Origin of the sequence: Streptomyces venezuelae (assembly GCF_008642355.1) — a bacterium.
GTDB classification, from domain to species: domain Bacteria; phylum Actinomycetota; class Actinomycetes; order Streptomycetales; family Streptomycetaceae; genus Streptomyces; species Streptomyces venezuelae_B.
In genome coordinates this window covers 6,897,567-6,922,529 of the sequence record NZ_CP029193.1, presented here as the reverse complement: position 1 = coordinate 6,922,529, position 24,963 = coordinate 6,897,567, and the positions used below count along the sequence as shown (strand labels likewise).

At 70.6% G+C, this 24,963-nt stretch carries 21 protein-coding genes; 12 read left to right on the top strand and 9 right to left on the bottom strand.

Going from position 1 to position 24,963, the window contains the following annotated elements; translation table 11 throughout:
* Positions 1-108 precede the first annotated feature (108 nt).
* The 3 genes from DEJ47_RS31670 to DEJ47_RS31660 all read right to left on the bottom strand — a co-directional run bounded on the left by DEJ47_RS31670 (position 109) and on the right by DEJ47_RS31660 (position 4,607).
* On the bottom strand, positions 109-2,598 hold the full coding sequence (locus DEJ47_RS31670; protein WP_398338377.1) for an MFS transporter: 2,490 nt from the start codon (positions 2,596-2,598) through the stop codon (positions 109-111).
* 221 nt (positions 2,599-2,819) lie between these two features.
* Positions 2,820-3,263, bottom strand: a complete 444-nt coding sequence (locus DEJ47_RS31665) for an SRPBCC family protein (protein WP_150174040.1) — start codon at positions 3,261-3,263, stop codon at positions 2,820-2,822.
* 96 nt (positions 3,264-3,359) lie between these two features.
* On the bottom strand, positions 3,360-4,607 hold the full coding sequence (locus tag DEJ47_RS31660; protein WP_150174038.1) for an SLC13 family permease: 1,248 nt from the start codon (positions 4,605-4,607) through the stop codon (positions 3,360-3,362).
* A 239-nt stretch (positions 4,608-4,846) separates the two neighbouring features.
* On the opposite strand from DEJ47_RS31660, the gene DEJ47_RS31655 reads away from it, so the two are divergent.
* The 3 genes from DEJ47_RS31655 (at position 4,847) to DEJ47_RS31645 (ending at position 7,952) form a co-directional block, all read left to right on the top strand.
* Positions 4,847-5,881 carry an Rv2578c family radical SAM protein gene (locus DEJ47_RS31655; protein ID WP_150174036.1) on the top strand — a complete coding sequence of 345 codons (1,035 nt, stop codon included), beginning with the start codon at positions 4,847-4,849 and terminating at the stop codon, positions 5,879-5,881.
* A 122-nt stretch (positions 5,882-6,003) separates the two neighbouring features.
* Entirely contained in the window at positions 6,004-7,557 is a 1,554-nt protein-coding gene (locus DEJ47_RS31650; RefSeq protein ID WP_150174034.1) for an alpha/beta hydrolase, read from the top strand.
* Positions 7,554-7,952 carry a RidA family protein gene (locus tag DEJ47_RS31645; protein WP_150174032.1) on the top strand — a complete coding sequence of 133 codons (399 nt, stop codon included), beginning with the start codon at positions 7,554-7,556 and terminating at the stop codon, positions 7,950-7,952. Before DEJ47_RS31650 ends, DEJ47_RS31645 begins: the two co-directional genes overlap by 4 nt.
* 52 nt (positions 7,953-8,004) lie before the next feature.
* On the opposite strand, the gene DEJ47_RS31640 is transcribed toward DEJ47_RS31645, so the two are convergent.
* Complete coding sequence (locus DEJ47_RS31640; RefSeq protein WP_150174030.1) at positions 8,005-8,592, bottom strand: adenylosuccinate lyase; 588 nt, start codon at positions 8,590-8,592, stop codon at positions 8,005-8,007.
* Between the two features lie 351 nt (positions 8,593-8,943).
* Here DEJ47_RS31640 and DEJ47_RS31635 point away from each other — a divergent pair, with 351 nt between their 5' ends.
* From DEJ47_RS31635 to pssA, 9 genes are all read left to right on the top strand, one after another.
* On the top strand, positions 8,944-10,737 hold the full coding sequence (locus tag DEJ47_RS31635; RefSeq protein ID WP_150174028.1) for a 3-hydroxyacyl-CoA dehydrogenase family protein: 1,794 nt from the start codon (positions 8,944-8,946) through the stop codon (positions 10,735-10,737).
* Positions 10,738-10,849: 112 nt separating this feature from the next.
* On the top strand, positions 10,850-11,656 hold the full coding sequence (locus tag DEJ47_RS31630) for a TetR family transcriptional regulator (protein ID WP_190415661.1): 807 nt from the start codon (positions 10,850-10,852) through the stop codon (positions 11,654-11,656).
* Positions 11,657-12,098: 442 nt separating this feature from the next.
* The gene (ccrA, locus tag DEJ47_RS31625) at positions 12,099-13,460 is read left to right on the top strand and encodes a crotonyl-CoA carboxylase/reductase (protein WP_398338382.1); all 1,362 of its coding nucleotides are present in this window, start codon (positions 12,099-12,101) and stop codon (positions 13,458-13,460) included.
* Between the two features lie 22 nt (positions 13,461-13,482).
* The gene (locus DEJ47_RS31620) at positions 13,483-15,510 is read left to right on the top strand and encodes a protein meaA (protein WP_150174026.1); all 2,028 of its coding nucleotides are present in this window, start codon (positions 13,483-13,485) and stop codon (positions 15,508-15,510) included.
* Positions 15,507-16,481 (top strand): HpcH/HpaI aldolase/citrate lyase family protein, encoded by a 975-nt coding sequence (locus DEJ47_RS31615; RefSeq protein WP_150174024.1) that lies wholly within the window; start codon positions 15,507-15,509, stop codon positions 16,479-16,481. The genes DEJ47_RS31620 and DEJ47_RS31615 overlap by 4 nt, the downstream gene beginning before the upstream one ends.
* A gap of 5 nt (positions 16,482-16,486) precedes the next feature.
* The gene (locus tag DEJ47_RS31610; protein WP_150174022.1) at positions 16,487-17,011 is read left to right on the top strand and encodes a MaoC family dehydratase; all 525 of its coding nucleotides are present in this window, start codon (positions 16,487-16,489) and stop codon (positions 17,009-17,011) included.
* A 4-nt stretch (positions 17,012-17,015) separates the two neighbouring features.
* Complete coding sequence (locus DEJ47_RS31605; protein WP_150174020.1) at positions 17,016-18,221, top strand: acyl-CoA dehydrogenase family protein; 1,206 nt, start codon at positions 17,016-17,018, stop codon at positions 18,219-18,221.
* 169 nt (positions 18,222-18,390) lie between these two features.
* Positions 18,391-19,047: a phosphatidylserine decarboxylase gene (locus tag DEJ47_RS31600; protein ID WP_078593758.1), complete on the top strand. Its 657-nt coding sequence runs from the start codon at positions 18,391-18,393 to the stop codon at positions 19,045-19,047.
* On the top strand, positions 19,034-19,888 hold the full coding sequence (gene pssA, locus DEJ47_RS31595; protein ID WP_150174018.1) for a CDP-diacylglycerol--serine O-phosphatidyltransferase: 855 nt from the start codon (positions 19,034-19,036) through the stop codon (positions 19,886-19,888). Before DEJ47_RS31600 ends, pssA begins: the two co-directional genes overlap by 14 nt.
* A 65-nt stretch (positions 19,889-19,953) precedes the next feature.
* Here the strand turns inward: pssA and DEJ47_RS31590 are convergent, their stop codons facing one another.
* Genes DEJ47_RS31590 through DEJ47_RS31570 form a run of 5 tightly spaced genes read right to left on the bottom strand, consistent with a single transcriptional unit; the run spans position 19,954 to position 24,835 of the window.
* A complete protein-coding gene (locus DEJ47_RS31590; protein ID WP_150174016.1) occupies positions 19,954-21,216 on the bottom strand; it encodes an ABC transporter substrate-binding protein in 1,263 nt (420 codons plus the stop codon).
* The gene (locus DEJ47_RS31585; RefSeq protein WP_150174014.1) at positions 21,213-22,361 is read right to left on the bottom strand and encodes a branched-chain amino acid ABC transporter permease; all 1,149 of its coding nucleotides are present in this window, start codon (positions 22,359-22,361) and stop codon (positions 21,213-21,215) included. The genes DEJ47_RS31590 and DEJ47_RS31585 overlap by 4 nt, the downstream gene beginning before the upstream one ends.
* Positions 22,354-23,244: a branched-chain amino acid ABC transporter permease gene (locus DEJ47_RS31580; protein ID WP_150174012.1), complete on the bottom strand. Its 891-nt coding sequence runs from the start codon at positions 23,242-23,244 to the stop codon at positions 22,354-22,356. Before DEJ47_RS31580 ends, DEJ47_RS31585 begins: the two co-directional genes overlap by 8 nt.
* A complete protein-coding gene (locus DEJ47_RS31575; RefSeq protein ID WP_223828563.1) occupies positions 23,241-24,047 on the bottom strand; it encodes an ABC transporter ATP-binding protein in 807 nt (268 codons plus the stop codon). The genes DEJ47_RS31580 and DEJ47_RS31575 overlap by 4 nt, the downstream gene beginning before the upstream one ends.
* Positions 24,044-24,835, bottom strand: coding sequence for an ABC transporter ATP-binding protein (locus DEJ47_RS31570; RefSeq protein WP_150174009.1), 792 nt, complete (start codon positions 24,833-24,835; stop codon positions 24,044-24,046). The genes DEJ47_RS31575 and DEJ47_RS31570 overlap by 4 nt, the downstream gene beginning before the upstream one ends.
* Positions 24,836-24,963: the final 128 nt, after the last annotated feature.

Genomic DNA, 24,963 nt, shown 5'->3' with positions numbered 1-24,963 from the left:
GCCGTGCGGGGCATTGCGGGAATTGGCCCGGACCGCGCGGGGCACCGGCGCACGCCCCCCGGGGGCGCCCCGCCGGTGCCCGCCTTCCGGACCCGCCGACGGAACCCCTCAGTCCTCGTGACCCAGCTGCAGGTCCCGCTCCGTGCGGCCGCCGCCGGCGACCTGGAGGACGGTGGCGACCGGCGGGTAACCCGCCGCGATCACGGTGTACTCGCCGGACGACAGGTCGACGAAACGGAAGGTGCCGTCCGCCTGGGTGGTCAGGGTGTCGACGACGTTCCCCGCCGCGTCGAGCAGGGTCACGCGGGCGTCCTCGACGGGTCGCCCGCCGCCGGCCCGCACCGTGCCGCGCAGCACGGCGCCGCCCGCGAGCTCGACGTCCTGGCGCGTCTCGCGCGAGGCCTGCACGGTGACGGGGAGCGCGGCGGGGCGGAACGCGGGGGCGCTCGCGGCCAGGGTGTACTCGCCCGCCACCAGCTCGGTGATGACGTAGCTGCCCTCGCGCCCGCTGCGGGTGGTGGCGACGACCTCGCCGCGGACGTCGGTGAGGGTGACGGCGGCGTCCCTGACGGGCGTCCCGTCGGCGGTCACCACGGTCCCGGCGAGGCGGCCCGCCCCGCCGAGGACCACGTCGAGCTCGACGGGCCGCTCCCCGACGGTGACGGTGACGGCCTGCGGCTGGTGCCCGCCGGCCGCCGCGATCAGTACGAACGATCCGGCGCCCGGCGTGGCGAGGGCGTACCGCCCGTCCTCACCGCTCGCGCCGCGTCCGATCTGCTGTCCCGCCACGTCGATGAGAGTGAGGGCGGCGCGCGGCACCACGGTGCCGTCGGGGTGCTGCACGGTGCCGCAGACCGGGACCCCTGCGGTGTACGCCGTCGCGCGGGCCTGCGGGACGGCGCCGAGGGTCGCGGTGTCGGCGGCGGGTGCGTTGGTGGAGGTGGCGCTGGACAACAGGGGGGTCTCCTTGAGGAAGAAGGCGAGCAGCATGCCGAGGACGAGCACCGGCACCAGGTAGAGGAAGATCCGCGGCATCGCGTCCGCGTAGGCCTGGATGTAGCCGTCGCGCAGCGGCGCGGGCAGCCCGTGGACGAGCTGCGGGGTGATGGACTCGGCGTCGGGCACGGCCGCGCCGGAACCGGCGGGGAGCCGGTCCGCGAGCGCGTCGGCGAGCCGGTTGGCGAAGAGCGTGCCGAAGATCGCGGCGCCCACGCTGCCGCCGATCTGCCGGAAGTAGTTGTTGGCGCTCGTGGCGGTGCCGAGGTCGGTGGGGCGGACCGCGTTCTGCACGGCGAGCACCAGGACCGGCATGACCAGGCCGATGCCCGCGCCGAGCACCGCCATCCAGATGCTGTACTCCAGCCGGGTCGTGTCCACTTCCAGGCGCGAGAGGAGCCACATGCCGACGACGGAGAGGACCCCGCCGAGGATCGGGTAGATCTTGTAGCGGCCCGTGTGACTGATGAGCTGCCCGGAGATGATCGACGCCCCGACGATGCCGCCCATCATCGGCAGCATGAGGAGTCCTGACTCTGTGGCGCTCGCGCCGTCGACCATCTGCAGGAAGGTCGGCAGGTAACTGGCCGCTCCGAAGAGGGCGATGCCGACGACCATGCCGATGAGACCGGTGAGGTTGAAGACCGGATCACGGAACAGGCGCAGCGGGATGATCGGTTCTGCCGCGAACTTCTCGGCGACGAGGAAGAGCACGCTCGCCACGACCGCACCGGCGCCGAGCCCGAGGATGACGCGGTCGCCCCACGCGTACTCGGTCCCGCCCCAACTGGTCAGCAGGACGAGGCAGGTGGAGGCGGCGGCGAGCAGCAGCGCGCCCAGGACGTCGATGCGGGCCTTCGCGGTGGGCTTGGGCAGCTTCAGGACGAGCGACACGACGAGGAGGGTGACGAGCCCGAAAGGCACGTTGAAGTAGAAGCACCAGCGCCAGGAGGCGTGGTCGGTGAAGAAGCCGCCGAGCAGGGGGCCCGCGACCGAGGCGAGGCCGAACGCGGCACCGATCAGACCCATGTAGCGCCCGCGCTGCCGGGGCGGCACGATGTCCGCGATGATCGCCTGGACGCCGATCATGAGGCCGCCCGCGCCGACCCCCTGGAGGGCGCGGAAGGCGATCAGCTGGTCCATCGTCCGTGACCAGCCGGCGAGCGCCGAGCCGATGACGAAGACGACGATCGCGAACTGGAAGACGCCCTTGCGCCCGAAGAGGTCGCCGAGCTTGCCGTAGATCGGCAGGCCGATGGTGGAAGTGAGCAGGTAGGCGGTGATCGCCCAGGACATCTTGTCGAGGCCGTGCAGCTCTCCGACGATCTTCGGGAGCGCGGTGGCGACGATCATCTGCTCCAGCGCGGCGAGGAGCAGCGCGAGCATGAGCCCGACGAACACCATCCGGACGCGGCCGGGGCTGAGGTGTTCGGCCGCGGAGTCATGGGGCGCGGGTGGCGGGGGTGGCCCGGGTGGCACCTCTCCGGCGCTCCGGCCATCCGTCCCGCCGTCCGACCGGCCGCCCGGCGAGGGGGCCGGCCCGGCCGCCTCGTTCCGCCGTTCGTCCCGCTCGGCGACCTGCACCAGCGTCGTCCCGCCCACGTACTGCTCCCCTCGTCGCGCTTGCGCCGCCCATTTCTCGCATTACGCGACAACTGGGAGCAAGCGCGACGAGTCGGCGTCGCGTGGGGCCCCGCGGGCGTATGCGCCGGTCGGAGCCCTACGGCGTACAACGGAGCCGAACAGAAAACCACTCGAAACGGTGAGCGTGACAACAACCCTGATGGCGTAGGCGGGAGTTGGCGGCTCACCCCGTCCGGGAGCTACTTCTCGACCTCGGCGGCGAGGTTGGTGAGCACGGCGTCGTAGATCCGCCCGAGGCCCTTGGGCGCGAAGGTCTTCTCGAAGAAGCCGCCGATGCCGCCCGCGCCGTTCCACACGGTGGTGACGACCACGCGGGACTTGCCCTCGCCCGCCGGGGTCACCGTCCAGGTCGTGACCATGGAGGAGTTGCGGTCCTTCTCGACCAGTTCGCCGTCGGTGGGCTCGCTGACCTCCAGGAGGCAGTCGCGGATGCGCTTGCTGGTGGCCTGGAGCTTCCAGTGGACGAGGGTCCCTTCGCCGTCGCCGCCCTCGCGCACCTCGTACTCGCTGAAGTGCTCCGAAAGGAGCTTCTCCCGCGTGCCGTTGTAGTCGGCCAGCGCGTCGAAGACATCGTCCGGCTGTGCCGTGATGATCCGCTCGGTGACCGCCTCGACCTGCGCCATTGCACTTCCTCCAGCAGTTGTGACTCGGGGACTTCGCGGAAAGCCAACCACCCGCCGCACCGGCCTCCCAAATCGGGGGTCCCGCGAGGGCCGTGCTCAGCCGGGCAGGAGGCGCAGGGAGACCCAGAGCGCGAGGGTGGAGAGGACGAGGGCGGCAGGGGTGGTGAGGAGTCCGAGGCGGGTGAACCGCACGAGGCTGACGTCGTGTTCGTGCTGGTGGGCGATGCGGCGCCACAACAGTGTGGCGAGCGATCCGGCGTAGGTGAGGTTGGGTCCGATGTTCACGCCGATGAGCACGGCGAGCACGGCTCCGGGTCCCGCCGGGGCGGCCAGCGGGACCAGGGCGAGGACGGCGGGCAGGTTGTTGATCAGGTTGGCGAGCAGCGCGGCGACGGCGGCGGTGCCGAGCAGCGCGGGCAGCGCGGTGCCGTCGGGCAGGACGTGGCCGAGGGCGTCGCCGAGGCCGTTGTCCACGACGGCCCTGACGACGATGCCGAGGGCGAGGACGAAGGCCAGGAACGGCAGCTGGGCCGAGCGCAGGAGTGCCACGGGGGTCGTACGACGGCGCAGCAGGGCCCGTACCGCGAGGACGGCCGCACCGGCCGCGGCCGACCAGGCGGGTTCGATGCCGACGGCGGAGGCGACGGCGAAGCCGGCGAGGGTGGCGGCGACGGTCACCAGGGCGAACCGCGGCATCCGCGGCGGTTCGGTGGGCTCGGTGCCCTCGGCGGGCGCGTCGAGGTCGGTGGCGAAGAACCGCCGGAAGACGACGTACTCGACGGCGATGGCGACCAGCCAGGGCAGCGTCATGAGCAGCGCGAAGCGCGTGAAGCTCAGCCCGGTCGCGGTGAAGGCGAGGAGGTTCGTCAGGTTGGAGACGGGGAGCAGCAGCGACGCCGTGTTGGAGAGGTGGGCGCTCGCGTAGACGTGCGGCGCGGGGCGGGCCCCCATGCGGGCGGCGGTGGCGAAGACGACGGGGGTCAGGAGGACCACGGTGGCGTCCAGGCTCAGGGTCGCGGTGATCAGTGAGGCCAGGGCGAAGACGGCGCCGAGCAGGGTGCGGGGCCGTCCCGCGGCACGGCGTGCCATCCAGTTGCCGCAGGCGCGGAAGAGCCCGTCGTCGGCGCAGAGCTTGGCGAGGACGAGGACGCCCGCGAGGAAGCCGATGACGGGCCCGAGCCGGGCGGCCTCCTCCCGTACGTCGTCGAGCGGGATCGCCCCGGCCAGGATCACGGCACCGGCGGCGGGCACGGCGAAGGCGGCCTCGGGCCAGCGGAAGGGGCGGACGACGGCGCAGACGAGGACGACGGCCAGGGCTGCGACGGACAGGGACTCGACGAGCATGCTTCCGATCATCCATCGCGCGGCGGGACCGCCCGACGGCGGACCGGTCGTAACGGGTCCGGCGGCGGTCCGCGCCGCCGCCGGGCCCGGGATCCGCTGCTTCGAGGACGGTGCCGGTTCGAGCGACTCGTGCGGCCCGGCGCGGGGTCGCGCTTGGCGGAACGCGGTGAACGGCCGAGGGTCGCACGATCAAGGGAACGTATGTTCTATTCTGTGGTCAGTGCTACCGAGGAGGCGTCATGCGCTGGGAGAACCTTTCCGACGGGCCGCGCCGCGGCACCGCGGACGCCGCGCTGTTCGGCGCGGACGCGGTGACGACGAGGGTGTTCGACACCCCGGAGTTCAGAGGGATCACGTTCCACGAGATACGGGCCAAGTCGATCGTGAACCGCGTGCCGGGCGCGTCCCGCATGCCGTTCGAATGGACGGTCAACCCGTATCGGGGGTGCACGCACGCGTGTGTCTACTGTTTCGCGCGCAAGACGCACAGCTATCTGGACCTGGACACGGGCCTCGGATTCGACAGCCAGATCGTCGTCAAGGTCAACGCCGCCGAACTGCTGCGGCGCCAGCTCGCCTCGCCGCGCTGGCACGGCGACCACATCGCCATGGGCACGAACGTGGACTGCTACCAGCGCGCGGAGGGCCGCTACCGGCTGATGCCGGGGATCATCGCGGCCCTGCGCGACCGCGGGAACCCGTTCTCCATCCTGACCAAGGGCACCCTGATCCTGCGCGACCTGGACCTGCTGCGGCAGGCCGCCGCGGTGACCGACGTCGGGATCTCCGTGTCCGTCGGCTTCGTCGACGAGGAGCTGTGGCGCACGGTCGAGCCGGGCACCCCGGCGCCCGAACGCCGCCTCGACGCCGTGCGCACCCTCACCGAGCACGGCATCGGCTGCGGCGTCCTGATGGCGCCGGTCATCCCCTTCCTGGGCGACCATCCGGACCAGCTGCGCGCGACGGTGCGGGCCGTGGCCGAGTCGGGGGCGACCTCGGTGACGCCGCTGGTGCTGCATCTGCGGCCCGGGGCGCGGGAGTGGTTCATGGCGTGGCTGGGTCGGCACCATCCGCACCTCGTGCGGCGGTACGAGCGGTTGTACGCGGAGGGCGCGTACGCCCCCAAGTGGTATCAGCGCCGTATCACCCGCCACGTGCACGAACTGGCCGAGGAGTTCGGCATCGGTCCCACGCGCGCGGGCGTCGCCCGCCGGATCCGGGTCCCGGAGGAGCCCGAACCCGCCGCGGGACCCACTCAGCTCACGCTGCTCTGACCGGCTTGCCCCGTTCGGGTTGTTCCCGGCGGGGACGGGCGCTCTTCAGGGAGGCGGTCCGGGAGGATGCGCCGGAGATCGCGGCCCCCCCGGGGCGCGAACCCGCCGCTCTGGGAGGCCGGATGAAGAAGAGTGCCCTCGTACTGTGCGCGGTCGCCGCCGTGACGGCGACGCTGGCCGCGGCGGTGCCGTCCGCGTCGGGAGCACCGGCGGAGCGCGGCCCGCTCGCATGGCAGGAGTGCGCCACCAAGAGATATCCGACGCTCCAGTGCGCCTCCCTGAAGGTGCCCCTCGACCACCGGGCGCCGCACGGGCGCCAGATCACCCTCGCCCTGTCCCGCGTCCCGCACACCGCGAAGACCTCCCAGGGGCCACTCCTGGTCAACCCCGGAGGCCCCGGCGGCAGCGGCCTTTCGATGGCGGGGTTCGTCGCGAAGTCGCTGCCCGAGAAGACAGCCGCGCAGTACGACATCGTGGGCTTCGACCCGCGCGGGGTCGGCAGGAGCAGGCCCGCACTCAACTGCAGGCCGGGCCACTTCGACCCCGTGCGCCCCGCCTCCGTCCCGGCAACGGCCGCCCTGGAGCGCGAGAACCTGCGCAGGGCGCGGGCGTTCGCGACGGCGTGCGGCACGAAGTACCGCGACGTCCTGCCCTTCATCGACTCGGTGAGCGCGGCCCAGGACATGGACGCCATCCGCGCGGCACTCGGCGCGGAGCGCATCAACTTCTTCGGCTACTCCTACGGCACCTACCTGGGCGCCCTCTACGGACGGCTCCATCCGCACCGCGTGCGGCGCATGGCGCTCGACTCCCTCGTCGACCCGACGGGTGTCTGGTATGACGACAACCTCCGCCAGGACCGCGCCTTCGACGACCGCCACAAGGCGTTCATGGCCTGGATCGCCCGCCATGACGCCACCTACGGGCTCGGCAAGGACCCCGGCGGCGTCGAGGCGAAGTGGTACGCGATGCGCGGGGCACTCGCCGAGAAGCCCGCGGGCAAGAAGGTGGGCGCCGCCGAACTGGAGGACACGTTCCTGCCGGGCGGTTACTTCAACGGCTACTGGCCGCGCCTGGCCGCCGCGTTCGCCGCGTACGTGAACGACGGGGACAGCGCACCGCTCGTAGCGGCGTACGACACGTTCGGTGCGGTGGACGCCGCGGGCGAGAACGGCTACAGCGTCTACAGCGCGGTGCAGTGCCGGGACGCGCAGTGGCCGCGCGACTGGCGGACGTGGCGCGACGACAACGTCCGGATGCACGCGAAGGCCCCGTTCACGACCTGGAACAACGCCTGGTACAACGCACCGTGCGCGTTCTGGCCGACGCACCACCTGAGCCCGCCGGACGTCGCCAACACCGAACTCCCGCCCGTCCTGCTGTTCCAGGGCACGGACGACCCGGCCACCCCGTACGACGGAGCCGTGAACCTGCACCGCAAGCTGCGGGGCTCACGCCTGGTGATCGAACAGGGCGGCGGCAACCACGGCGTCACGCTCAGCGGAAACACCTGCCTCGACCGGCACTTGGCGGTCTACCTGACGGACGGCAAGGTGCCGACCGGCGACGGCGAGGCCGCGGCGGTGTGCGAGGCCAGGCCGGCCCCGGAGCCGCAGCCCTCGCGGAACGCGAGGCCGAGGGCACTGTCACACCCGTGGTCCACGATGGGCACATGAGCCGACTGACCCACATCCACGCCCCCGAGGGCGTCGCCCCCGCCACCGCGTACACGCACGTCGTCACGGGATCGGGCCGCTTCGTCGCGATCTCCGGCCAGTTGGCCCTGGACGAGGACGGCAGGCCGGTCGGCGAGGGCGACCCGGCCGCGCAGGCACGGCAGGTCTTCGAGAACCTCCGGCGGTGCCTCGCGGCGGCGGGCGCCACCTTCGACGACGTCGTGAAGTTGACGTACTTCGTGACGGACATGGCGCACCTGCCCGCCGTGCGCGCCGCGCGGGACGCCTTCCTCGACCCCGAGCGACTCCCCGCGGCCTCGGCGGTGCAGGTGGCGTCGCTCGTGGGGCCCGAGTTCCTGATGGAGATAGAGGCGTTCGCCGTGGTGCCCGAGTAGCCGTCGCTCCGCACCAGTCGTCAGCCGGAGCAGCCGACAGCCGGAGCAGCCGTCAGCCGGTGCGGTCGTCGTCCTGCGGGAGGCGGGCCAGGGCCGCCGAGGCCGCCGCCGCCAGGCGGGGGTGGCCACGCGCGGCCATCAGGACCGGCCTGGCGCGGGCGTCGCCGAGCGCCCCGAGTCCCTCCACGCAGGCCAGCGCGATCTTGCCGAAGGGGTCGTGCGGGGCCAGTCTGCGCTGGAGCGTGGTGATCAGCGCGGGCGCCGACTCCGGGGCGCGCAGCTCCGTGAGCAGCCGCACGGGATACAGGGCGTAGGCGACGCGGAGTTCGTTCGTGGCCAGAGCGGCGGCCGCGCGTGCCGTGCGCGGGTCGCCGAGGCGGGCCAGGGCGTGGGCCGCGGCGGCGCAGCGTGGTGGGTCCCGGTGGTTCAGGAGGAGGACGAGCGACTCGAAGGCTCTGCGGTCACCCGCGACGCCGAGTCTGACCGCGGCCAACTCCCTGGCCCACAGGGGCTGCCCCGGCGAGACGAGCACCTCGGCGAGCTCGTCGGGATCCTCCGCGGCGAGCAGCCTCTCGTACTCCTTGGATCCGCCCGCCTCGGCCCGTAAGCGTTCCGTCACCGTCCGCAACTCCTCATCCATGGTCGCGAGCCTAAGCCTTACCGGTGGTCGCGATGTAGATCACAGGCACGGGAAAACACCGCGGGCTGGCGCGCTCGTTACTCGCCGGTTAGTCTCATGTGAGCGGGGCACACTCCCCGTAGCAGTTCTTTCCTCGCGGTGGCCTGGTGACGCAGCCGCCGTGAGTGTTGGTCGGTTCGGTACTTCACGTACCTCAGTACGACGTGGCTCCGGGACAGAGCCGGTCGACTTTCTTCACCGGGCGTGCCCTGCGTGCCGCCCGGACACGACACGCACCACCTCCCGCCCGCCGTGCGGCAGTTGCCGTACCCGCGCGCCCCTCAGTCGTCACTCTCTTCCTGGAGTCCACGCATGGACGCTCCCCTGAATGCTCCCCTGAACACCGTCGCCGTCATCGGCCTGGGCACGATGGGCACCGGCATCACCGAGGTCCTGGCCCGCGCGGGCCGCGAGGTCATCGGCATCGACATCTGCCAGGCCGCGGCCACCCGCGCCGTCGAGTCCCTGGAGGCCTCGACCGCCCGCGCCGTGCGCCGAGAGCGCCTCACCGAGGAGGAGCGCCGCGGCGTCCTCACCCGCTTCCGCACCTTCACCGACCTGCGCGCCGCCGCCGACGCCGACCTGGTCATCGAGGTCGTCCCGGAGTCGTACGAGATCAAGCAGCAGGTCGTCCGCGAGCTCGACGCCGTCGTGCGCCCCGAGACGATCATCGCGACCGGCACCAACGCGCTGTCCGTGACCCGTCTCGCTGCCGAATCGGCGCGCCCCGAGCGGGTGTTGGGCCTGCACTTCTTCAATCCGGCGCCCGCGATGAAGCTGGTCGAGGTCGTCTCGTCCGTGCTGACCGCGCCCGCCGCCGTCGCCGCGGTGACCGATCTGGCGATCGCCCTCGGCAAGGAGCCCGTCGCGGTCGGCGACCGGCCGGGCTTCGTCGCCGACGGGCTGCTCTTCGGCTACCTCAACCAGGCCGCCGCGATGTACGAGGCGAAGTACGCGTCCCGCGAGGACATCGACGCGGCGATGCGGCTCGGCTGCGGCCTGCCGATGGGCCCGCTCGCGCTGCTCGATCTGATCGGCGTGGACACCGCCCGCACGGTCCTCGACGCCATGTACGCCGAGTCGCAGGACCGGCTGCACGCCCCCGCGCCGATCCTCAAGCAGCTGAGCGAGGCAGGTCTGACCGGGCGCAAGGCGGGCCGCGGCTTCTACACGTACGCGGAAGCGGGCAGCTCGGAGGTGGTGCGCGACGCGCTCACCCCCGTGGAGGACGAGGAGCGCGCCCCGGGCCGCACGGTCCGCTCGGTCGGTGTCGCGGGTTCGGGGACGATGGCGTCCGGCATCGCGGAGGTCTTCGCCAAGGCGGGCTTCTCCGTGGTGCTCGCCGCGCGGACCGAGGAGAAGGCGGAGACCGCCAAGTCCCGCATCGGGAAGTCCCTGTCCCGCTCCGTGGACAAGGGCAGGATGACGGCGGAGGCGGCGGCGCAGACGCTGGAGCGGATCACGCCCGCGGGGTCGTACGAGGCGTTCGCGGACGTCGATCTGGCCCTGGAGGCCGTCGCGGAGGACCTGGACATCAAGCGGCAGCTGTTCGCGACGCTCGACAAGGTCTGCAAGCCGGGCGCGATCCTGGCGACCACGACGTCCTCGTTGCCGGTCGTCGCCTGCGCCCGCGCCACGTCGCGGCCACGTGACGTGATCGGCATGCACTTCTTCAACCCGGCTCCGGCCATGAAGCTGGTCGAGGTCGTCCGCACGGTCGTGACCGGGGACGACGTGCGGGCCACGGTCCGCGAGGTGTGCACGAAGATCCGCAAGCACCCGGTGGACTGCGGCGACCGCGCCGGCTTCATCGTGAACGCGCTGCTGTTCCCGTACCTCAACAACGCGATCAAGATGGTCGAGGAACACTACGCGTCGCTGGACGACATCGACGCCGCGATGAAGCTGGGCGGCGGCTACCCCATGGGGCCCTTCGAGCTCCTGGACGTCGTCGGCCTGGACGTGTCGCTGGCCATCGAGAAGGTCCTGCACCGCGAGTTCCGCGACCCGGGCCTGGCCCCGGCGCCGCTGCTCGAACACCTGGTGGCCGCGGGCTGCCTCGGCCGCAAGACGGGCCGTGGCTTCCGCGAATATGCGCGGCGCTGAGCAGGCCGAGGAGCGACCGGGGGAACGGACGGACTGGGGCGGGCTGCTCGAACCCTCGGGCAGCCCTGTCCCTCAGGAGCACCGTGGCGCGCATATGCAGTACGTTCATGGCATGTCCAAGGCCGCCAAGTCCTCACGCAACGCAACCCCCGACGCTCCCGAGAGTGCCGCGGGCAGCCGTGCCGCCGCTCAACGGCTCAAGATGCGCAGGGAGCTGGCGGCCGCTGCCATGGAGCTCTTCGCGTCCAAGGGGTACGAGGCGACGACGGTCGACGAGATCGCCGCGCAGGCCGGGGTGGCCCGCCGGACCTTCTTCCGGCACTTTCGCTCCAAGGAAGAGGCGATCTTCCCTGACCACGACGACACCCTGATCCGCGCGGAGGCCGTCCTCAACGCGGCCCCGCCGCACGAGCACCCGCTGGACACGGTGTGCCGGGGCATCAAGGAAGTCATGAAGATGTACGCGGCGTCGCCCGCGGTCTCCGTGGAGCGCTACCGCCTCACCCGTGAGGTCCCGACGCTCCGCGAGCGCGAGATCGCCTCGGTGGCCCGCTACGAGCGGCTGTTCACGCGCTATCTGCTGGGCCACTTCGACGAGCAGGCGCACCACGACGGCAACGACGACCCGCTGCTCGCCGAGGTCGCCGCGTCGGCGGTCGTCACCGCCCACAACCACGTCCTGCGGCGGTGGCTGCGAGCGGGCGGCCAGGGCGACGTGGAGACCCAGCTGGACCACGCCTTCGCGATCGTCCGGCGGACCTTCGGCACCGGGATCGGCGCGGGCCGCGACACGATGCCTGCGTCCACGCCCGCGGCGGTGTCCGAGCAGGGTGAGGTGCTGGTCGCCGTGGCGCGTACGGACGCGCCGCTGGACGAGGTCATGCGGACCATCGAGAAGGCGCTCAGGGAGCGTTCCTGACGTCTTCACGGGGGCTCCCGGCGCGTTCGTTCGGGTGTTCCTAGGCAGGTTTTGATCCGCCTTCATGCGTGGCTTAGAAGGGGGCGCTACCGTTCGGTAGCGCCCCCTTCGTCGTGCACGCCACCCCCTCTGACCTGCGGTGATCGATCATCGGTCAAAAAATAATGGCACCCAGTGTCTTGCCCGTTGGCACGCGGTGCCATACGTTGATGTTGTCCGGGCGGCCGGCGTGCAGAGATCTCGCGTACGTCGGCTGTCCCCACAAGCCACGGCTTGCGCGCCCGGACGCCTGCGTCACAGGCACCTCCCGCGCCACACCAAGGCGTTGCCGAGCACCACCCTTCGCCGAACCGACGGCACACCCCTCCAGAGCATCGCAACAAACCCCGACGTATCCCCCTCGAAAAAAGCGCCCCCTCAGCGCTTCCGCCGGAGGTAAACCGTGAAGGAAATCCTGGACGCGATTCAGGCCCAGACCGCGACCGCGAGTGGCTCGGCCACGGTCACATCCGCAGATTTCGCCGCTCTCCCGCTGCCCGAGTCGTACCGCGCGATCACCGTGCACAAGGAGGACGCGGAGATGTTCGCGGGCCTCGAGACCCGCGACAAGGACCCCCGCAAGTCGCTCCACCTCGACGACGTGCCGATCCCCGAACTCGGCCCCGGCGAGGCCCTGGTGGCCGTCATGGCCTCCTCGGTCAACTACAACTCCGTGTGGACCTCGATCTTCGAACCGCTGTCGACCTTCAGCTTCCTGGAGCGCTACGGCAAGCTCAGCGAGCTCACCAAGCGCCACGACCTGCCGTACCACATCATCGGGTCCGACCTCGCGGGCGTCGTCCTGCGCACCGGACCCGGCGTGAACGCCTGGAACCCGGGCGACGAGGTCGTCGCGCACTGCCTGAGCGTCGAACTCGAGTCGTCCGACGGCCACAACGACACGATGCTCGACCCCGAGCAGCGCATCTGGGGCTTCGAGACCAACTTCGGCGGCCTGGCCGAGATCGCGCTGGTCAAGTCCAACCAGCTGATGCCCAAGCCGGGCCACCTCAGCTGGGAGGAGGCCGCCTCCCCCGGCCTGGTGAACTCCACCGCCTACCGCCAGCTGGTCTCCGGCAACGGCGCCGGCATGAAGCAGGGCGACAACGTGCTGATCTGGGGCGCGAGCGGCGGACTCGGGTCGTACGCCACGCAGTTCGCGCTCGCCGGCGGCGCCAACCCCATCTGTGTGGTGAGCAGCCCGCAGAAGGCGGAGATCTGCCGCGCCATGGGCGCCGACGCGATCATCGACCGCAACGCCGAGGGCTACAAGTTCTGGAAGGACGAGCGGACCCAGGACCCCAAGGAGTGGAAGCGCTTCGGCAAGCGCATCCGCGAGCTCACCGGCGGGGAGGACATCGACATCGTCTTCGAGCACCCCGGCCGCGAGACCTTCGGCGCCAGTGTCTACGTCACCCGCAAGGGCGGCACCATCACCACCTGCGCGTCGACCTCGGGCTACATGCACGAGTACGACAACCGCTACCTGTGGATGTCCCTCAAGCGGATCATCGGCTCGCACTTCGCCAACTACCGCGAGGCGTGGGAGGCCAACCGCCTGATCGCCAAGGGCAAGATCCACCCGACGCTCTCCAAGGTCTACTCCCTGGAGGACACCGGACAGGCCGCCTACGACGTCCACCGCAACCTCCACCAGGGCAAGGTCGGCGTCCTCGCCCTCGCGCCCGAAGAGGGCCTGGGAGTGCGCGACCCGGAGATGCGCGCCGAGCACATCGACGCGATCAACCGCTTCCGCAACGTCTGAACGCACTGAGGAGCAGCGCAAGATGACAGAGCGTCAGAAGGACCGGCCGTGGCTCATGCGGACGTACGCCGGTCACTCCACGGCGGAGGCGTCCAACGAGTTGTACCGGCGCAACCTCGCCAAGGGGCAGACGGGCCTCTCGGTCGCGTTCGACCTGCCCACGCAGACCGGCTACGACCCCGACCACATCCTCGCCCGCGGCGAGGTCGGCCGGGTCGGTGTGCCCGTCTCGCACCTCGGTGACATGCGTCGGCTGTTCCAGGACATCCCCCTGGAGCAGATGAACACCTCGATGACGATCAACGCCACCGCCATGTGGCTCCTGGCGCTCTACCAGGTGGTCGCGGAGGAGCAGGGTGCGGACATCACCAAGCTCCAGGGGACGACACAGAACGACATCGTCAAGGAGTACCTGTCGCGCGGGACGCACGTCTTCCCGCCGGGTCCCTCCCTGCGCCTCACCACCGACATGATCACGTACACGGTGGCGCGGATCCCGAAGTGGAATCCGATCAACATCTGCAGCTACCACCTCCAGGAGGCGGGGGCCACACCGGTCCAGGAGATCGCGTACGCGATGTCCACCGCCATCGCGGTTCTCGATGCCGTACGCGACTCGGGGCAGGTTCCCGAGGAGAAGTTCGGGGACGTCGTGGCCCGCATCTCCTTCTTTGTGAACGCGGGAGTCCGGTTCATCGAGGAGATGTGCAAGATGCGGGCGTTCGGGCGGATCTGGGAACAGGTCACGCGCGAGCGGTACGGCATCGAGAACCCGAAACAGCGCCGGTTCCGCTACGGCGTGCAGGTCAACTCCCTCGGTCTGACCGAGGCCCAGCCGGAGAACAACGTCCAGCGCATCGTGCTGGAGATGCTGGCCGTCACCCTCTCCAAGGACGCACGCGCGCGTGCCGTGCAGCTGCCCGCCTGGAACGAGGCGCTGGGTCTCCCCCGGCCCTGGGACCAGCAGTGGTCGCTGCGCATCCAGCAGGTCCTGGCGCACGAGAGCGACCTGCTCGAGTACGAGGACATCTTCGCGGGCTCGCACGTCGTCGAGGCCAAGGTGGCCTCGCTCGTCGAGGACTCCCTGGCGGAGATGGACCGCATCGAGAAGATGGGCGGCGCGATGGCCGCCGTCGAGTCCGGCTACCTCAAGTCGCAGCTCGTCTCCTCGCACGCGGAGCGCCGGGCCCGGATCGAGTCCGGCCAGGAGAAGATCGTCGGCGTGAACTCCTACGAGTCCACGGAACCGAGCCCGCTCACCTCCGATCTGGACGCCGCGATCATGACGGTCGACCCGGCGGTCGAGGCCCGTGTCGTGGACGCGCTCAAGCAGTGGCGCGACACCCGCTACCAGCCGCCGTTCAACCACCCCCGCCCCTGCAAGGCCCTGGAGCGGCTCAAGGAGGTGGCAGCCGGGACGGGCAACCTCATGGAAGCCACCCTGGAGTGCGCACGCGCCGGTGTGACGACCGGCGAGTGGGCGGGGGCACTCCGGGAGGTCTTCGGGGAGTTCCGGGCCCCTACGGGCGTCTCCAGCGCCCCGGTGGCCGTCGCCGCCGAGGAGGGCACGCCGCTCGCCCTCGTCCGCGAGAAGGTCGCACGGACGGCCGAGGACCTCGGCGGCGGCCGGCTCCGCTTCCTCGTCGGCAAACCGGGCCTCGACGGGCACTCCAACGGCGCCGAGCAGATCGCGGTCCGCGCGCGTGACGCCGGCTTCGAAGTGGTCTACCAGGGCATCCGGCTCACGCCCGAGCAGATCGTCGACGCGGCGCTCGCCGAGGACGTCCACGCGGTCGGCCTGTCGATCCTCTCCGGTTCGCACGCCGAGCTCGTCCCCGACGTCCTGGAGCGGCTCCGCAAGGCCGGCGCCACCGACATCCCCGTCATCGCCGGCGGCATCATCCCCAACAGCGACGCCGAGGCCCTGAAGGCGGCGGGCGTGGCCGCCGTCTTCACCCCCAAGGACTTCGGCATCACCGAGATCATCGGCCGTATCGTCGACGAGATCCGGAAAGCGAACAACCTCGACCCCCTGGAGGTCCCCGCATGACTGCGCCCACCGCGCCCATCAACCGCCTGCGTCCGCGCCGCTCCTGCCTCGCGGTCCCGGGGTCGAACCCCCGCTTCCTGGAGAAGGCCCAGGGCCTCCCCGCCGACCAGGTCTTCCTCGACCTGGAGGACGCCTGCGCGCCGCTCGCCAAGCCCGAGGCGCGGCACACCATCGTCAAGTTCCTCAACGAGGGCGACTGGACGGGCAAGACGCGCGTCGTGCGCGTCAACGACTGGACGACCGAGTGGACGTACCGCGACGTCGTGACCGTCGTCGAGGGCGCGGGCCAGAACCTCGACTGCATCATGCTGCCGAAGGTGCAGACGGCCGAGCAGGTGGTCGCCCTCGACCTGCTGCTCACCCAGATCGAGAAGACGATGGGCTTCGAGGTCGGCAAGATCGGCATCGAGGCGCAGATCGAGAACGCGCAGGGCCTCAACAACGTCAACGCGATCGCCGAGGCCTCCCAGCGCGTCGAGACGATCATCTTCGGCCCGGCCGACTTCATGGCGTCCATCAACATGAAGTCCCTGGTCGTCGGCGAGCAGCCGCCCGGCTACCCGGCGGACGCCTACCACTTCATCCTGATGAAGATCCTGATGGCCGCCCGCGCCAACAACCTCCAGGCGATCGACGGCCCCTACCTGCAGATCAAGAACGTCGACGGCTACCGCGAGGTCGCGAACCGCGCCGCGGCGCTCGGCTTCGACGGCAAGTGGGTCCTGCACCCCGGCCAGGTGGAGGCCGCCAACGAGGTCTTCTCGCCCTCGCAGGAGGACTTCGACCACGCCGAGCTGATCCTGGACGCGTACGAGTACTACACGTCCGAGGCGGGCGGCAAGAAGGGCTCGGCGATGCTCGGCGACGAGATGATCGACGAGGCCAGCCGGAAGATGGCCCTCGTCATCTCCGGGAAGGGCCGTGCGGCAGGGATGACCCGCACGTCCAAGTTCGAGGCCCCGGAGGCGTAAGACACATGCAGTTCGGCCGCACCTACGAAGAGTTCGAAGTCGGCGCCGTGTACAAGCACTGGCCCGGAAAGACGGTCACCGAGTACGACGACCACCTCTTCTGCCTGCTCACCATGAACCACCACCCGCTCCACATGGACACGAACTATGCGGAGAAGACGACGGACTTCGGGAAGAACGTCGTCGTGGGCAACTACATCTACTCGCTGCTCCTCGGCATGTCCGTGCCCGATGTCTCCGGCAAGGCCATCGCCAACCTGGAGATCGAGTCGCTGAAGCACGTGGCTCCGACCTTCCACGGCGACACGATCTACGGCGAGACGACGGTCCTGGACAAGACGCCGTCGAGGTCCAAGAGCGACCGCGGCATCGTCCACGTGGAGACCAAGGGCTACAAGCAGGACGGCACGCTCGTCTGCGTGTTCCGCCGCAAGGTGATGGTGCCCACAGAGACGTACATCAAGGAGCGCGGCGGCGAACAGCCCGGCCGCCCGGAGCTCGACGCCCCGTCGAAGAACGCGGAGAAGTGACCCCATGAGCCGACTCGCGCAGACCGCCGGTCTCACCGACATCCAGCAGGAGATCCTCGCCACGGTCCGGGACTTCGTCGACAAGGAGATCATCCCTGTCGCGACCGAGCTGGAGCACCGTGACGAGTATCCGCAGCAGATCGTCGACGGCCTCAAGGAGTTGGGTCTCTTCGGGCTCATGATCCCGGAGGAGTACGGCGGTCTGGGCGAGTCGCTGCTCACATACGCGCTGTGCGTCGAGGAGATCGCGCGTGGCTGGATGTCGGTCTCCGGCATCATCAACACCCACTTCATCGTCGCTTACATGCTCAAGCAGCACGGCACGCAGGAGCAGAAGGAGACGTTCCTGCCGCGGATGGCGGCCGGCGAGGTGCGGGGCGCGTTCTCGATGTCGGAGCCGGGGCTCGGCTCCGATGTGTCGGCGATCACGTCCAAGGGCGTGAAGGAGGGCGACGAGTACGTTCTCAACGGTCAGAAGATGTGGCTCACCAACGGCGGAACGTCGACCCTGGTGGCCGTTCTGTGCCGGAGTGACGAAGGACACCCGGAGGGCACGGCACCCCACAAGTCGATGACGACCTTCCTCGTGGAGAAGGAGCCCGGCTTCGGAGAGGTCCGGCCCGGCCTCACCATCCCCGGCAAGATCGACAAGATGGGTTACAAGGGCGTCGACACGACCGAACTCATCATGGACGGACTGCGAATTCCGGCCAATCGTGTGCTCGGCGGGGTCACCGGCCGAGGGTTTTACCAAATGATGGACGGCGTCGAGGTCGGACGCGTCAATGTCGCAGCTCGTGGCTGTGGAGTCGCTCAGCGTGCCTTCGAACTGGGTGTCTCGTATGCCCAGCAACGTCACACTTTCGGCAAGGCGATCGCCCAGCACCAGGCCATCCAGTTCAAGCTGGCCGAGATGGCTACCAAGGTCGAGGCCGCCCATGCGATGATGGTGAACGCAGCGCGCAAAAAGGACTCCGGGGAGCGAAACGACCTCGAAGCAGGCATGGCGAAGTACCTCGCCTCCGAGTACTGCAAGGAAGTCGTGGAGGACGCGTTCCGGATCCATGGTGGATACGGCTTCTCGAAGGAGTATGAGATCGAGCGCCTCTACAGGGAGGCACCCATGCTGCTGATCGGTGAAGGTACCGCCGAGATCCAGAAAATGATCATTGGCCGACGGCTACTCGAAGAGTATCGATTCCAGGGCTAGATGCCCGGTTTGGGCCACTTTCGCCGAGAAGAAGATCACACCCTGTCAACACTCTTCAGCCGCGGACTCGGCTTCCTGGCTTGCCCAGTTGTGGCTCGCAACCGATAACATCCGGAAAAGCCGCCGTCCCCCATTCCCTGCGCGGCCTCATCCGCTACGAAGGTCATCCATGCCCCACAGCCAAACCTCTGCACCACGCGACGGCATTCTCCAGGGACGCCTTGCCCGCGGAGCATCGCCGTGGCTCCTGCCCACCGTCGCCACCGCGGCACTCAGCCTCGCCCGCGCTCGCCGTTCCAAGGGCGCCGCGGCCGTAGCCGTCCCTGCCACCGCTCTCGCGGCCGGCATGCTGTGGTTCTTCCGCGACCCCGAGCGCGAGATCGCCCAGGGCCGCGTCATCTCTCCGGCCGACGGTGTGGTGCAGAGCATCATGCCGTGGAAGGACGGGCGCACCCGCGTCGCGATCTTCATGAGCCCGCTGAACGTCCACGTCAACCGCGCGCCCCTGGCGGGCACCGTGACGTCCGTGGAGCACATCCCCGGCGGGTTCGTCCCGGCGTTCAACAAGGAGAGCGAGAACAACGAGCGCGTTGTCTGGCACTTCGACACCGAGCTCGGCGACATCGAGATGATCCAGATCGCGGGCGCGGTCGCGCGGCGCATCGTGCCGTACGTGCCGCAGGGCACGAAGGTGGAGCAGGGCGAGCGGATCGGCCTGATCCGTTTCGGCTCGCGCGTCGACATCTACCTCCCCGAGGGTGTCGAGGTGGACGTCGAGGTCGGTCAGAAGACCGTGGCTGGGGTGACTCGCATTGACCGTGGTTGATCCAGAGACACAGGCGGGCTGGGTGCCCGAGGCGGTGGAGGACGAGGCCGACGAGGAGATGCCTCTCTCACTGCGCCTCTCGATAGCGGACACCCTCACGCTCGGCAACGCCACGTGCGGGTTCATGGCGGTGTACTTCACCACCACGGGCATCCTCATCCCGCACCTCCAGGGCAGCAACGAGAGCGGCATGGCGCGGCACTCCGCCGCGACCGCCGTGATCCTGATGCTCTGCGCGGCCGTCTTCGACCTCTTCGACGGTCTCGTGGCCCGCAAGCTGCGCTCCTCGCCGATGGGCGCGGAGCTGGACAACCTGTCGGACCTGATCAGCTTCGGTCTGGCCCCGGCGTACTTCGTCCTGGTCTACGGCATGGTCGCCGACGACGCGCACCAGCGGGTGGCGGCGGTCGGCGCGATCGTCGTGCTGTTGGCGGTGGTGCTGCGGCTTGCGCGGTTCAGTTGCGTGACGGTGAAGGACGGCACCTTCCAGGGCATGCCGTCGCCCTTCGGAGCGTTGACGGTCGTCTCGATCGTGCTCCTGGAGCTGCCGTTCGTGGCGACACTCCTCGCGATCATCGGCACGGCCTGGCTCATGGTCAGCCGCGTCGAGTACCCGAAGCCGCGCGGCCCCCTCGCGGTGGCCATGCTCTCCTGGATCGTCGCGGCGATGGGGCTGCTCGCGGCGTGGGCGTTCGAGGCTCCCGGCGGCCAGCTGCTCCTGCAGACGGGCTGCGCGCTGCAGCTCGTCCTGGGCGCGGTGATCCCCCTCTTCGCCACGGCTCGGAGGGTGAACAACTTCCGCGGAAACCGACGTGAGGCGCGAGCCGCGCAGTTGCCGTAGCGGCGCTTGTACGACGCCGAGGGGCCCGAACCATATGGTTCGGGCCCCTTTGTGCTGCCGACCGCTCAGCCGCCCGCTGTGTAGCCCTGTGCCGCCTCCGCCGCGCCGGGCTGCCGGACCACCTTCATGCCGCCCGTCGCCTTCTTGTCCGGCTGGAGGATGACGCTCTCCTTCGAAGACGGCGCCTTCGGGTCGCTGAAGTTCTGGGTGACGCCGAAGCCCGCGTCGAAGTCGTCGAGCGTCAGGAGCGCCTTGCCGACGCCCTCGCGCGTGAGGTCCTTCTTGTCGCACGCGGCCTTCAGGGCCTCCCCGAAGACGGACGCGGCCGTCCAGCCCGCCACGACGCCGTTGTCGAGGGAGTCCTTCGGGTGCGCCTTCCTGTAGTCGGCGACGAGCTTCTCCGCCTCCGCCGTGTCCGCGCCGATGGGCAGCGTGGGTGAGGCCACGTAGTAGTTCTTCATCAGGGCCGGACCCGACTGCGTGGCGAGGAGCTGCGGGGCGAACGCCGAGTTGTTGCCGATGACCGGGACGTCGAAGCGTCCCGCCGCCGCGACGCCGACGAGGGAGGCCGCCTGGCGCGGGCCCGCGCTGACCACGACGGCCTTGACGCCGGCCTTCTTCAGGGCGGAGACCTGGGCGGTCATGTCGTTGTCCGTGGGCTTGATCTTCTGCTCGACGACGGTGAGGCCTGCCTCATCGGCCATGTGCTTCGAGCCCTTGAGCGCGCTCTCCCCGTAGTCGCCCTCGAAGTAGACGTGGCCCAGTTTGTCGCCCTTTTTGAGGCCCTTCTCCTTCATCAGGAAGTCGATCGCGTTGATCGTCTCCAGGTCGTACGTGGAGCCGACCACGCGCACGTACGGGCTGCCCAGCAGGTTCGCCGACCAGGCCTGCGGCAGTACCAGGCCCTTGTTGGCGTCGACGCGCTGTTCGACGGCGGCGACGAACGGGGAGCCGATGAACTGGGCGAAGCCGAGGACCTTCGGCTCCAGCTCGGTGTAGGCGGCGACGGCCTTCTGCGGGTCGTAGCCGTGGTCGCGGACGGTGAGCTTCAGCTTCCGGCCGCAGATGCCGCCGTCCGCGTTGGTCTGGTCGACGTAGAGCTGCTGGGCCTGGGTGACGCTCTTGCCGAGGGTGGCGTAGACGCCGGTCATGTCGGTGAGGACGCCGAGGTCGATCGTCTCGCTCGTGACGCCGTCACCGGTCTTCACCCCGCCCGCGCCCTTGTCGCCGTCGGCCCCGTCGTCCTTGGCCTTCGAGCTGCACGCCGTCAGCGCAAGCAGCGCGGCGAGCGCCGTCGTGGCCGCGGTGGCCCTGGTCAGTGCTTTCATGCTTCCTCCCCTGGAGTGCCTGGTCTTGTCCTGCCGCGCCGGGCGGCGATGCGCACGAGGCCGCCGGGCAGGAAGAGCACCACCGCCACGACGGCGGCGCCGTACAGATACCGGGACGCCTCGCCCGGTGAGATCCCGCCGGTGCCGGGTGCCGAGACCAGGGGCAGCGCGTCGCTGTACCGGGTGAGCAGCTGGGGCAGCAGGGAGACGAGGGCGGCGCCCGCGACGGCGCCGGCGACCGAGCCGAGGCCGCCAATCACGATCATGGCGAGGTATTCGAGGGAGAGCGTCATGCCGAAGTAGTCGGGGACGGTGCGCTGGAAGACCAGGGCGAGCAGCACCCCGGCTAGGCCCGCGTACATGGACGACAGGACGAAGACCCCGGCGCGGTAGCGGGCCACCGGGACGCCCATCACGCCCGCGGCGACGCGGTGGTCGCGGATCGCGTTCATGGCGCGCCCCGGACGGCCGCGCAGCACGCCGCGGGCGAAGAGCCCGCAGCAGACGAGCAGCACGAGTCCCGCGTACCAGAGCTTCTCGACGGAGCCGAACGGGACCGCCGCGACCACCACCTCGCTCTCGTCGAAGGCGATGCCGAAGACGTTCAGGGGCGGCACATCACGCCCGTTGGAGCCGCCGGTGAGGTCGTGGGCGTTGAAGAGCACGTGCTGTCCGATGAAGATCAGCGCGAGGGTCGCGATACCGAGGTACGCGCCGCTCAGGCGGCCCGCGATGGGGCTGAAGAGGCCGCCCGCGAGCCCGGCGAGCGCCACGGCGAGGGTCGCGGCGAGCCATGTCGGCAGGCCGAGCCCGGTCAGGCCGTCTCCCCCGTCGCCGGCGAGGACGCAGTATCCGTACGCCCCGATGGCGAGGAAGAACGCGTGCCCCATGGAGAGCTGGCCGGTGGCGCCGGTGAGGAGGTTGATGCCGATCGCGCCGATGGCGGCGGCCATCGCGAAGAGGCCCGCCTGGAGCCAGAAGCGGTCCAGGTAGAACGGCAGGGCGACCAGGAGGACCGTGCCCGCGGCCCACAGGTACGTGCGGGGGCGCGCGAGCGGCGTACGGCGGGCGGGGCGGGCGGCGGGTGCGGCGGCGGCCTCGACGGGCTCGGAGACGGGAGCCTTGGAGACGGGGGCCTCAGACACGGGCGAGCTCCTTCGTGCCGAACAGCCCGGCGGGTCGCATCAGCAGGATGACGGTCATGACGAGGTAGGGCGCGAGGTCGCCGAGGCCGCGGCCGAGGAAGCTGAGCTCACTCTGGTAGCCGGTGGCGAGGGACTCGGTGACACCCACCACGAGGCCTCCGACCAGCGCGCCCGTGGTGGAGTCGAGGCCGCCGAGGATCGCGGCGGGGAACGCCTTGAGGGCGGCGAGCGAAGTGGCGCGCTCAAGACCCGGCGTCGGGAAGACGGTGAGGAACAGCGCGGCCACGGCGGCGAGCGCCCCCGCGACCGCCCATGCGCCGAGTGACACCCGTCCCAGCCGTACGCCCATCAGCGCGGCGGTCTCCGGGCTCTCGGCGGCGGCCCGCATCGCCACGCCCCACGAGGTGTAGCGGAAGGCGAGGAGGAAGACGGTGATGAGCAGGGCCGCGGCGACGAAGGCGGCGATGCGGGTGTGCGCGAGGGAGACCGGCCCGATGGTGAGGACGTCGTCGCCCCACGGGTCGCCGAGCGGCAGGACGTCGGTGCCGAGGCGGCGGGTGAGTTCGGTGGTGAGCAGGATGTCGACGCCGATGGTGACGATGGCGAGCACGCTGTGGTCCGAGCCGCGGTAGCGGCGCATGACGAGGAACTCGACGGCCGCCCCGACCACCGCGGCGCCCGCGATGCCGACGAGCAGCGCCGGCCAGAAGCCGAGGTCGTCGTGGAGGGACGCGGTGATGTAGCCGCCCGCGAGGAGCAGGGAGGCGTGGGCGAAGTTCACGACCTCGGTGGCGCGGAAGATGACGACGAAGCCGAGGGCGATGAGGGCGTAGACGGACCCCATGGAGATGCCGTTGAGCAGGAGCTCGGTGAAGGTGGTCACGGTCGTCCCTCTCCGTTCCCGGTCCGGTCGCCCTCGCCCAGGTAGGCGCGTACGACCGCCGGATCGTTCTGTACGTCGCCGGGGGCGCCGTCGGCGATCCGGCGCCCGAAGTCGAGTACGGTCACCGCGTCCGCGAGCCGCATCACCACCCCCATGTCGTGTTCCACCAGGACGATCGAGATGCCGAGGCTGTCGCGGACACCCGCGATGACGGCCGCGGTGCGGCGCCGTTCGTCGGCGGTCATGCCGGCGACGGGCTCGTCGAGGAGCAGCAGGCGCGGCTCCATGCAGAGGGCGCGGGCGAGCTCGGCGAGTTTCTGCTGGCCGTAGGGCAGGGCGCCCGCGGGCTGGTCGAGCTGGTGTTCCAGGCCGACGAAGGCGGCTATCTCGCGGACGCGTTCGCGATGGCGGTGCTCCTCGCGGGCGGCTGAGGGGAGCCGGAGCCCGGCGGCCAGGAAACCGGTGCGGGTCAGCCGGTGGCGGCCGAGGAGCAGGCTGTCGGCGACGGTGGCGCGGGGCGGCAGCGCGAGGTTCTGGAAGATGCGGGCGACGCCGAGCTCCGCGATGCGGTGCGGGCGCAGTCCGGTGAGCTCGTGCTCCCCGAAACGGACGCTGCCGGAGGTCGCGCGGTAGACGCCGGACAGGACGTTGAAGCAGGTGGACTTGCCCGCGCCGTTCGGTCCGATGACGGCGTGCACGGTGCCGGGGCGGACGGTGAAGCTGACGGCGTCGAGGGCGGTGAGCCCGGCGAAGCGGACGGTGAGGTCGCGGACGTCGAGGGCCGGCACGGATGTCGCGGTCACCGGTCGGCCTCCCAGCGCCGCAGCGTCGGCGGTGCGCCGGTCCCCCGGGTCGCGTCGGCCGCCGCGTCCTCGTCGACGACGCCCAGGTAGCGGCGGCGCACCTCGTCGGAGGCGGCGAGTTCGTCGGCGGGCCCCGACAGGGCGACCTCGCCGACGTCGAGGACGTACGCGGTGGTGGCGAGGCGCAGGGCGAGGGCGGCGTTCTGTTCGACGAGGAGCACGGAGGTGCCCTGCGCGTTGATCTCACGGATGGTGTCGGCGATGCGTGCGGCCATCAGCGGGGCGAGGCCGAGCGAGGGTTCGTCGAGGAGGAGCAGGCGCGGGGAGGCCATGAGGGCCCGGCCGACGGCGAGCATCTGCTGTTCGCCGCCGGAGAGCAGTCCGGCACGCTGGGCGCCGCGGTCGGCGAGTACGGGGAAGAGGTCATGGACGCGGCGCAGCGCGTCCGCCTTGGCGGCGCGCGACCCGGTGGCGCCGAGGGCGCCGGCCCGCAGGTTGTCGGTGACGGTCATCCGGGCGAAGATCTGCCGTCCTTCGGGCACTTGGGAGATCCCGGCGGCGACGACCCGGTCCGCCGCCAGTCCGTCGATGCGCCGCCCGCCGAAGTGGACGGACCCCGAGGTGAGGGCCCCGCCCTGGAAGGAGAGGGTGCGCGAGACGGCCCGCAGCAGCGTCGACTTGCCGGCTCCGTTGCCGCCGAGCACGGCGACGACGGTCCCTTCCGGCAGATCGAGGGAGACCCGCCGCAGCGCCCGCACGGGCCCGTACCCCACGGAAATGTCCCGCACGACGAGCCCCGTCCCGTGCCCGGGGTGACCCCCGCCCCTGTCCTTCACATCCGAGCCGCCCACGTACCGCCCCCCTCGTCCCGTACGGCACGTCCGCCGTCGTGTGGCGCTCACCCCAGCACCGCGGG